Genomic DNA, 10315 nt, shown 5'->3' with positions numbered 1-10315 from the left:
GCCACGAACCGCATTGTGGGGCGCGTCACAGCTTCACAGATTGCTTCGGCATCAATGGCGTCAGACTTGCCGCGTTTCCGGATGCGCCGCAGAGGCGTGGAGCTGAAACTGCATCTTGGCGATCCGCCTTCTGAGATCGATCAGACACTTGTCCGCAACATCATCAAGGCGCGCCGGTGGTTGGCGATGATTGTAGCGGGCAGAACGTTTTCTGAGATTGCTGAAGAAGAGGGTACGTCCAAACGCCGCGTTCAGGATGTGGTTGATCTCGCAATGCTGGCGCCTGACATTCTGGATGCCATCGTTGCAGGCGAGCAACCTGACGGCCTGACCACGGATCACTTGATCAAGTCCGGCTTCCCAGCGATCTGGCCAGAACAGCGCCAGCAGTTCGCTGCGCTCTGATCGACAGACTTTCCAAACACACCAAACTCGTACCGTCGGAATCGCGAACTGAGACTGCGGCCGGAAATCGGCTATTGTTGCGCTCACCTTCGCGTCTCAACCGAAATCTTCAAAAATTAAGACTCTGAAAACACACCACAATCTGCGCCTAATTATTCAGTGTGTGATTTAATGGAAAATCATGGCTGAGCAAGTCGGACAATAATCTAAGGCACACAGTCTGCCAACTGGTCTCAGATTGAATATTGGGCTGCCAAGCCGGATACATCAATTTACATCAATGCGTGTCAAACTCGTACCGTGGAAAGTTCAAACAGAGACTAACGGCTATTTCAGGCCAGATCTGAGCATGAATCGCAGTCTCTGTTCCAGATCTGCAAAACTAACCGGCGGAATAGTCGCGCGAATACTGAGAGATCATTTTTTAGTTTTAATTACAAGGGCTTGCTGGCTGGGGTGGTAGGATTCGAACCTACGATACACGGTACCAAAAACCGCTGCCTTACCACTTGGCTACACCCCAACGGTGAGCGGCTGTCTACGATTGTTGCTGGCGGGGTTCAAGAGGTTTTTGGGCAAAAAATTAGCCCTGAGAAAAAATAACTTTGTAGCAGGTATCATCGCGTTTCCAGCAAAACGGCTCCGCTGCGATGACCGGCTTGGACAAGGTCGTGGGCTTTTGCGCAGTCTCCCAGCGGTAGGATGTCCTGAATGGGGCAATTCAAGGCGTCATCCGTGAGTGCTGTGTGCAACCGCTTGATCGCTGCGGCGCGGTGTTGGTGGGGCAGAAGGTAGATCAGAACGAACTCCAGCGTGACCGCTTTGAACATCAATGGATAGAAGGGCAGTGTTGGGGTCATATCTTTGGCCGAACCGAAGGCATTGATGCGGCCGTTTTCGGAAATGACGGCTATGTTGGTTTCAACGTTCTGGCCGAACTCGACATCGACGATGCAATCTATCAGCTGGCCGTTGTTTGCATCAAGGATGTGTTCAGCCAGATCGGCGTCGGCATAGTCGATCACCGTGTCGGCGCCTGCTGCTTTCACCCTGTCAAAATCGCGAGGGTTTGCGGTGCTGATGACCTTGGCGCCACCCCATTTTGCCAGTTGAACGGCTAGGTAGCCCACGGTTCCTGCACCACCGTGTATCAGCACGGCTTGGTCTGAGATTTCTCCGCCCGAGAACACCGCATGGCTGGCGGTCAGCCCGGGGATACCCAACACAGCGCCGGTTTGAAACGAGACAGAATCGGGCAGTGGCACCGCCTGATCTGCGGGCAGGGTGATCTGAGTGGCCGCTGTCCCAAAGGGGCGCTGCCACTGGCCGTTCCAGACCCAGACCCGCTGGCCAATGCGCGCGGTGGGCACGCCGTCCCCGACCGCGGAAATGACACCAGCCCCGTCGCTATGGGGCACGATCTTAGGAAAGGGCGGTTTGGTCACGCCCGGTCTGGCCCCGGCGCGGGCCTTGATGTCGGACGGGTTCACCCCGGAATAAGCCAGATCGACTGTGACATCTCCGGGCTGCGGTACCTCGGACGGCAGGTCTTCAAGCATAAGCACGTCTGCGGCTGGTCCGAAGGCGGAGTAGGTAATGGCTTTCACGGTGATTCCTCTGACTTTGGGGGTAGCTTAGCCGCACCGGATTAGAGTTCCAGAGGATTTCCCCAGATGAGTGCCTGCCTAAACCAGTTGGAAACAGCCCGGCTATTCCCGGATCTCTGCCGGATCAACGCCCCACAGGTTCGACTTCAGCGTCCAGCCGCGATAGCCGCCTGCCGAGATTCGGCACCAGTCCAGCGAACAGCTGCCAAGGCGCGCGACCACCCCGGTTTCGAAATGGGCGTTGATCGGGGCGCTGGGGTCGGGCCGGGCATATATGGGCAACATTTCGGATTCGATTAGCACCGTGCGTACCCCAGACAGCAGCGCATAGTGAACCCAGCCACCTGCACCATCGCGGTCCTGAACCTTGCGCCAGTTGCCATATTCTGCGGTGATTTGCAGGGGCATCCCGCGTCGTTTGAAGACCCAGTCAATGCGGTGGGTCAGCGACGGACCCCGGCGTACATTGCCTTCGGCTGCTTTCATCGAGACATAGCGCGGCAGGGGCAGGTTCGTCACCCTGCCGCGATTGTCCTCTGCGGCGGCCACAATGGGGCCGAGCGCTACGAGGAACGCGGCTAGGATCGCCAAACAACGGCGTTTCACCGGTAGAGGACCACTCACTGACTGCCTGCTCTTGTGCCTGTTGATCTGCTTTCGAAAAAAGGTCGACTCAATGCGTTACGGGTTCTTGTGCCCCGCCTTATCCTGAGCCACGATGCCACGGAGCGCGCGCGATTGCAAAGCAGTGGGAGGGCCGAAGTGTCAAGAGAACGTCTGAGTGTTGTTGTAACGCGACGGTTGCCTGAGGCGGTCGAGACCCGGCTGAGTGAGTTGTTCGATGTCCGTTTGCGCGATGACGATACGCCCATGACCCGGGATGATCTTGTGGCAGCCGTGAAAGAAGCGGATGTGTTAGTGCCGACCGTAACCGACACGATCGATGGCGGCGTGTTGGGGCAGGCGGGGGATCAGCTGCGCCTGATTGCGAATTATGGTGCGGGTGTCGACAATATTGATGTGGCGACTGCGCGTCAGCGCGGCATCCTGGTATCGAACACGCCAGGTGTTCTGACCGATGACACGGCAGACATGACGATGGCCCTTATTCTGGCGGTCACACGGCGCATTCCCGAAGGTTTGGGTGTGATGCAGCAAGGGGATTGGACCGGCTGGGCGCCAACGGCCCTTCTGGGCGGTCGGATCGGTGGTCGGCGTCTGGGTATCCTGGGCATGGGCCGGATCGGGCAGGCGGTTGCACGCCGCGCCAGTGCCTTTGGGATGCAGGTGCATTATCACAATCGCCGCCGCCTACGGCCCGAGACCGAACAGGCGCTGGAGGCGACGTATTGGGAAAGCCTGGACCAGATGGTGGCGCGGATGGATGTGATCTCGGTCAACTGCCCGTCGACCCCGTCAACCTTTCACCTGATGAACGCACGGCGGTTGAAGCTGATGAAACCCTCGGCCGTGATCGTGAATACCTCTCGTGGTGAAGTGGTCGATGAAAACGCCCTGACCCGTATGATCCGCGCGGGCGAGATCGCTGGGGCCGGGCTGGATGTCTATGAGAACGGTACCGATGTGAACCCGCGCTTACGGCAATTGCCGAATGTCGTTTTGCTGCCGCATATGGGTTCGGCCACACTGGAAGGACGGATTGAGATGGGCGAAAAGGTCATCGTCAACATCAAGACGTTTGAAGACGGGCACCGCCCGCCAGATCAGGTTGTTCCCGCGATGCTATGAGGTTTTGGAGGTAGACCAGTGACCGAGATTAATACTGCCGGTTGCAGCTGTGCCGCTGTACGGGTCACTACCATGGGCCCGCCGCTTCGGGTTGGTCTATGTCACTGCCTTGACTGCCGAAAGCATCATGGCGCTTTGTTCTATGCTGCCGCCATTTTCCTTCGGGAAAACGTGAAAATCAGCGGAGAAACCCGCAGCTATGAAGGGCGTTACTTTTGCCCGGTCTGTGGTTCTCCTGTGTTCGCCAGAACAGATGACGAGGTCGAAGTGCACCTGGGCAGTTTTGATGAGATTGATCGATTTGAACCAAGCTATGAATGTTGGGTCAACCGCCGCGAAAGTTGGTTGCCAGCGTTGGATGGCTTGGAGCAGTACGAACGGGATCGGGTCTGGATTGATGGGAGCTGATGCGGCGGAACTCTGCCATTGGTGCGTGCGACCTCAACCTTTAGTTGCGGCTTGCTGATCGCACGTACAGTGTTGAAAGAAATAGTGGAATTGGAGGATAAGATGCGTTTCAAACGAGTTTCAGGTTTCGTCGTTTCAGCGTTTGCATTTGCTGCGCCCGTTTTTGCGCAGGAAACGGCGGATGCGGTTGCACCCGAGGGCGCGACCGATGGGCAGGTTCAGGCCCTGACCGAGGAAGTCATCGCAGCCGTCGAGGCGAAATTGGCTGGCGTTCCGGTACAGTCCAAGAACTGGATGGTTGCTGCGGCCAATCCACTGGCGGTCGAGGCCGGGGCTAAGGTTCTGCGCGCCGGAGGATCAGCCGCGGATGCCATGGTTGCGGTGCAGGTTGTTCTGGGACTGGTCGAGCCGCAATCATCCGGTCTGGGCGGCGGGGCCTTCTTGGTCTGGTACGATGCGGCCTCGGGTCAGATGACCACTTTGGACGGGCGCGAAACTGCGCCGCTGGCAGCAACGCCAACACTGTTTCAGGATGAAAACGGTGAGCCTCTCAAATTCTTTGATGCAGTTGTCGGCGGGTTGTCTGTAGGCACACCTGGAACGCCCGCGTTGCTGGAAGAGGCGCATCGCCGCTGGGGGCGGTCATCCTGGCCCGGGCTGTTTACCGATGGCATCCGATTGGCGGACGAAGGGTTTCTGGTCTCCCCACGCTTGGCCGCGCTGGTTGCCAACGACGCCGAGCGTTTGTCGCGCTTCCCTGCAACGGCGGAGTATTTCCTTCCGGGTGGTGAACCGTTGCAGCAAGGTCATCGGCTGATGAATCCCGACTATGCCGAAACGCTGCGGGTGCTGGCCGCTGACGGGGCTGCAGGGTTCTATGGCGGTGATATTGCGGCAGGGATTGTGAACACGGTTCGAACTGCCCCGGGGAATCCGGGTGTTTTGTCAGGCACCGATCTGGCGCTCTATCAAGTGATCGAGCGTGAACCCGTTTGCGCCACATATCGCTCTTACGAGGTGTGTGGCATGGGGCCGCCATCCTCTGGCGCTCTGACCGTTGGGCAAATCCTGGGCATGCTGGACAGCTATGATCTGGCGGCGATGGGGCCGGACAGCGTTGAAGCCTGGCGGCTGATCGGCGAAGCCTCGCGCCTCGCCTTTGCGGATCGGGGTCGGTACATGGCCGACAGCGATTTTGTCCCGATGCCAACCGAAGGTCTGGTTGATCCAGCCTATCTGGCTGAACGCGCCGATCTGCTGAATGCCGATAGTGCGTTGATCGAGGTTGCTCCGGGGAACCCGGCGTTTGATCATGCGTCGAACTGGGCGGATGATGTTTCGCTGGAATTGCCCTCGACCTCGCATATCTCGATTGTGGATAGCTATGGCAATGTTCTGTCGATGACCACGACCATCGAAAACGGCTTTGGCTCGCGCTTGATGACCAACGGTTTCCTGCTCAATAACGAACTGACGGATTTCTCGTTCAGAACCCATACCAACGGTGTTCCCATCGCTAACCGGTTAGAGCCCGGCAAGCGTCCGCGCTCATCTATGAGCCCCACCATCGTGATGCAGGATGGTGCTCCGGTTCTGGCAATCGGATCACCAGGCGGCAGTCGGATCATCGGCTATGTGGCCAAGTCGATTATCGCCTGGGCGGATTGGGGAATGGATGTGCAACAGGCTGTGTCTCTGCCACATCTGGTCAACCGGTTTGGCACGTATGATGTTGAGTTGGGCACCGCAGCCGAGGGCTATGTGGACGCACTGACAACGCTGGGGTTTGAGGTGAACCCACGTGATCTGACCTCGGGGCTGCATGCCATTGAGATATCAGAGCAACTGAACGGTGGTGCGGATCCACGGCGCGAAGGGATTGCGCTGGGCGAATAAGCTCGGGGCTTGTACGGATCATTCGGGCCTTCTAGTCATAGCTAGAAGGCCCGAATGCCTTTTGACGAACAGGGGTTGGATATGGTGCAGGCGAGTGCTTTGCCACGCAACGAAGCTGGCATTGAAACCGCAGTTGGAGTTCTGAAACAACGATTTGGCGACCGGTTGCAAACCGGGGCCGCGATCCGCGAACAGCATGGTCACACCACGACCTGGATTGCCAACCAAAGCCCGGATGCGGTCGTCTTTCCCACCTCGACGGCCGAAGTGTCCGAAATTGTCACTATTTGCGCGACGCATAAAGTGCCCGTGATCCCCTTCGGCACCGGCACCTCGCTGGAAGGTCACGTGAATGCGCCTGCAGGAGGGGTTTGCGTCGACCTGATGCAGATGAACAAGGTGTTTGCCGTCAACGCTGGTGATCTGGATTGCGTTGTTCAGCCGGGCGTAACCCGTGAAGACCTGAATACGCATCTGCGTGATCAGGGCCTGTTTTTCCCAATAGATCCGGGGGCCAATGCCTCGCTTGGCGGTATGGCCGCAACACGCGCCTCAGGCACCAATGCGGTGCGCTATGGCACGATGCGGGACAATGTGCTGAGCCTTGAGGCGGTCATGCCCGATGGGCAGGTGATCCGAACCGGCAATCGCGCCAAAAAATCATCCGCAGGCTACGATCTGGCCCGATTGCTGATCGGCGCGGAAGGGACGTTGGGCATCATCACCGAACTCACCCTGCGTCTCCACGGCATCCCCGAGGCGATCAGCTCGGCCCGCTGTTCCTTTCCAAGCGTTGATGCCGCCTGCCAGGCCGTAATGATGACCATCCAATACGGCATCCCGGTTGCGCGGATCGAACTGCTGGACGAGATGTCCGTGCGCGCAGCCAATGCCTATTCCGGCCTGAACCTGCCTGAAACACCCCTGCTGTTGCTCGAATTCCATGGCTCAGAAAACGGGACTGCCGAACAGGCGGCGACCTTCGGGGACATCGCAGGCGAATTTGGAGGCGTGGACTTTGCGGCAACGTCCACCACCGAAGAACGCAACAAGCTATGGCAAGCGCGGCATGATATGTACTGGGCCTGCTTGCAATTGCGCCCTGGTGCACAAGGCATATCAACAGATGTGTGTGTTCCAATCTCTCGGCTGGCCGAAGCGGTTGGCGCAGCACAGGACAAGGCGGCAGAACTTGGTCTGATCGCCCCGATTGTTGGCCATGTTGGGGATGGGAACTTCCACACCCTTCCTCTGATCGACATGGACAATCAGACTGAAGTTGCCAATGCCGATCAATTTGTCAGCTGGCTGAACGATCTGGCGATTTCGATGGACGGCACCTGCACCGGCGAACACGGGATCGGGCAGGGCAAACGTTCCTATCTGGTCAAGGAACTTGGGGCTGCAACGCAGTATATGACGGCGATCAAAGCTGCGCTGGATCCAGACGACATCATGAACCCCGGAAAGATTGTTCCGGGCAGGTTAGTGCAGTGACGCCCGGTTGGTGACTCAGCCGCAGCGGCTGATGGCCGTTTTTCGACCTTGAATTGATCTGCGGGTCGTTTTTTTCTTATCACCGGTCGGATGAATGTCGCGCTGTCCCCCTGAACTGCGCCATATGGTGTCAACTGAATTCAAGGGGAGACGCCCGGTTATGAAAACCCAAGTCAAAGCACTGGTTGTTGGCGGCGGCGCCGTTGGGACCTCGATTGCCTATCACCTGGCCAAGGCGGGCTGGGACGATGTGATGTTGATTGAACGGGATGAGCTGACCTCCGGCTCGACTTGGCACGCGGCTGGCCTGCTGCCTCTGTTCAACATGTCCTACGCGACGACCCACATCCACAAATACTCGGTTGATTTCTACAAGACGCTTGAAGAAGAAACCGGCCTGAACGCAGGCTTCGCGGTGGTCGGCAATCTGCGCATGGCACAGACGCAGGAGCGTATGGATGAATACATGCTCTATGCATCCACGGCTGAAACCTGTGATGTCGCCTATGAATGGTTGACCCCCGAACAGATCAAAGAACGCTGGCCGCTGATCGAGACCAATGACCTAAAAGGTGCGATTTACCACACCGAAGACGGCTACATTAACCCTGCTGACGTCACTCAGGCGATGGCCAAAGGGGCCCGTCAGCGCGGCGTGGACATCGTGCGCAAGATGCAGGCCGACGCCTTCCACTGGAACGGCACCCACTGGGAAGTCACGTGCACCAAAATGGTTGAGAAGGGCGGTAACCTCATTCCTTCGGACGGGCAGGTGGTTATCACCGCTGAGCATGTCGTGACCGCATCGGGCAACCACGCGCAACGCACCGCCAAGATGCTGGGCATCAAGATGCCCGCGATCCCGGTCGAGCATACCTTCATCGTCATGGACAAAGACCCCGAACTGGTCAAATGGCGTGAAGCGGGCAACCCGGAGCACCCCGTTGTCCGTGACGCCGACAATGAATCCTACGCGCGCGAAGAACGCGGCGGCTGGATTCTGGGTATCTACGAACATGGCGCGCCTGCGCAGTTTGAACACGGCGTTCCGGACAGCTTCCGAGCCGATCTGTTCCCGCTGGATCTGGACCGGATCGCGGATCAGTACATGGCAATGGCGGAACGCGTGCCGTCCTGCGCCGAGTCCGGTCTGAAAGACGATTTCAACGGCCCGATCTGCTACACACCTGATGGCAACCCGCTGGTCGGTCCCGCTCCGGGCCTGCGCAATATGTGGCTAGCCGAGGGTTTCTCGTTCGGCATCACCGCAGCAGGCGGCACTGGTTATTATCTGGCGCAAATGATGGTCGATGGCGAAGCTGAGATCGACATGGCCTCGCTGGACCCCAAACGCTACAGCAGCAACTGGATGACCACCGAGTTCGCGGCTCGCAAGAACGAAGAGTGTTATGAGCACGTCTACATCCTGCACCACCCCGATGAAGAGCGTGAAGCTTGCCGTCCCCTGCGGACTGTTCCGGTTTATGATCGCCAGAAGGCCCGCGGTGCTCAGTTCGGCTGGGTGAATGGCTGGGAACGTCCGAACTATTTTGGCCCGCTGGATGTACCGGACAACTTCGACAAGGAAAACCGCTCGTTCCGTCGCGGTGGTTGGTGGCAATACGCTGTCGAAGAAGCCAAGGCGATCCGCGAAGGCGTGGGCCTGATCGATGCGTCGGCCTTCACCAAGCATGTCGTCAAAGGCCCCGGTGCCACCCAGTTCCTGGATTGGTTTACCTGCAATAAACTGCCCAAGGTCGGTCGTATCAACCTGACCTACGCACTGACCTCGCACGGCACCACCCGCACCGAATACACCATCGTCCGCAATGGTGAGAACAACTACTACATCGTTTCGGCCGGTGCCTGGACCGAGTACGACGCCGACTATCTGCGCAAGGCGGCCGAGGACAAGATGGAGGAGTTCGGTTACATCGAGATCCAAGACGTGACCACCCAGTGGGGCGTCTTCGCCATCGCCGGGCCCAAGTCTCGTGACGTTCTGAAAGAGGTCATCAAAGACGCCGATCCGGAAACCGCTCTGTCCAACAAGCGCTTCCCCTGGCTGTCGGCCCGTCAGATCGAACTGGGCATGTGCCCGGTTAACGCGATCCGCGTGGCCTATACCGGTGAGTTGGGTTGGGAACTGCACCACCCAATTGAGATGCAGAACTACCTGTTCGACCTGCTGGAAAAAGCCGGTGAGAAGTACGGTATGAAGCTGGTTGGCGCCCGCGCCCAAAACTGGCTGCGGCAGGAGAAATCCTATCGTGCGTTTGGTACCGAACTGGGCCGCGATGCAACCCCGCTGGAAGCTGATCTGCCGCGCTTTGTCGACCTGTCGAAAGACTTCTACGGCAAGGCCAAGTTGGAAGAGACCGGTGTGCGCGTGAAATGCTGCACCCTGCTGATCGACGGACCGGACGATGCCGATCCGTGGGGCCGCGAGGCGCTGTACACACCGGAAGGTGAGCGTGTGGGTCGTCTGACCTCGGGTGGCTACTCGGTCGCCTTCGAGAAATCTATCGGTATGGGCTATGTGAAGCCTGATCTGGCGGTCGAAGGTACCAAGCTGCAGGTCAAAATTCAGGACAAGCTTTGGGATGCGGTCGTCACCTGCGACAGCCCCTATGACCCGAAGAACGAAACCATCCGCAAGGACGGCTGAGCGGACGCAGAAAAATGGGTCGCCTTTAGCGCCCCATGCCTCCGGCGGAGGTATTTTCAAACAGAAGAAGCGGGGGGTAGGGCCA

General features: G+C 58.3%; 7 protein-coding genes, 1 tRNA gene and 1 pseudogene. 6 read left to right on the top strand and 3 right to left on the bottom strand.

What is annotated here, in order from left to right; translation table 11 throughout:
- A pseudogene (locus AC2FGE_RS12620) lies at positions 1–405 on the top strand (hypothetical protein); the annotation flags it as partial.
- Positions 406–853: 448 nt separating this feature from the next.
- Here AC2FGE_RS12620 and AC2FGE_RS12615 read toward each other — a convergent pair.
- The 3 genes from AC2FGE_RS12615 to AC2FGE_RS12605 form a co-directional block, all read right to left on the bottom strand.
- Positions 854–928: transfer RNA gene (locus AC2FGE_RS12615), tRNA-Gln, on the bottom strand.
- 94 nt (positions 929–1022) lie between these two features.
- The gene (locus AC2FGE_RS12610; protein ID WP_496819553.1) at positions 1023–2012 is read right to left on the bottom strand and encodes an NADPH:quinone reductase; all 990 of its coding nucleotides are present in this window, start codon (positions 2010–2012) and stop codon (positions 1023–1025) included.
- A gap of 102 nt (positions 2013–2114) precedes the next feature.
- Positions 2115–2618, bottom strand: coding sequence for an SH3 domain-containing protein (locus AC2FGE_RS12605; protein ID WP_496819552.1), 504 nt, complete (start codon positions 2616–2618; stop codon positions 2115–2117).
- A gap of 156 nt (positions 2619–2774) precedes the next feature.
- Here AC2FGE_RS12605 and AC2FGE_RS12600 point away from each other — a divergent pair, with 156 nt between their 5' ends.
- The 5 genes from AC2FGE_RS12600 (at position 2775) to AC2FGE_RS12580 (ending at position 10230) form a co-directional block, all read left to right on the top strand.
- Positions 2775–3761, top strand: a complete 987-nt coding sequence (locus tag AC2FGE_RS12600) for a 2-hydroxyacid dehydrogenase (RefSeq protein ID WP_496819551.1) — start codon at positions 2775–2777, stop codon at positions 3759–3761.
- An 18-nt stretch (positions 3762–3779) separates the two neighbouring features.
- Positions 3780–4169 carry a GFA family protein gene (locus AC2FGE_RS12595; protein ID WP_496819550.1) on the top strand — a complete coding sequence of 130 codons (390 nt, stop codon included), beginning with the start codon at positions 3780–3782 and terminating at the stop codon, positions 4167–4169.
- A gap of 102 nt (positions 4170–4271) precedes the next feature.
- Positions 4272–6065: a gamma-glutamyltransferase gene (ggt, locus tag AC2FGE_RS12590; RefSeq protein ID WP_496819549.1), complete on the top strand. Its 1794-nt coding sequence runs from the start codon at positions 4272–4274 to the stop codon at positions 6063–6065.
- Between the two features lie 81 nt (positions 6066–6146).
- Positions 6147–7562 carry an FAD-binding oxidoreductase gene (locus AC2FGE_RS12585; protein ID WP_496819563.1) on the top strand — a complete coding sequence of 472 codons (1416 nt, stop codon included), beginning with the start codon at positions 6147–6149 and terminating at the stop codon, positions 7560–7562.
- Between the two features lie 160 nt (positions 7563–7722).
- Entirely contained in the window at positions 7723–10230 is a 2508-nt protein-coding gene (locus AC2FGE_RS12580; RefSeq protein WP_496819548.1) for a GcvT family protein, read from the top strand.
- The last annotated feature ends 85 nt before the right edge of the window (positions 10231–10315 follow it).

This window comes from Ruegeria sp. YTSA075 (assembly GCF_059610245.1).
The sequence above is the reverse complement of the archived record's forward strand: the minus strand, read 5'-3'. Positions and strand labels throughout refer to the sequence as shown.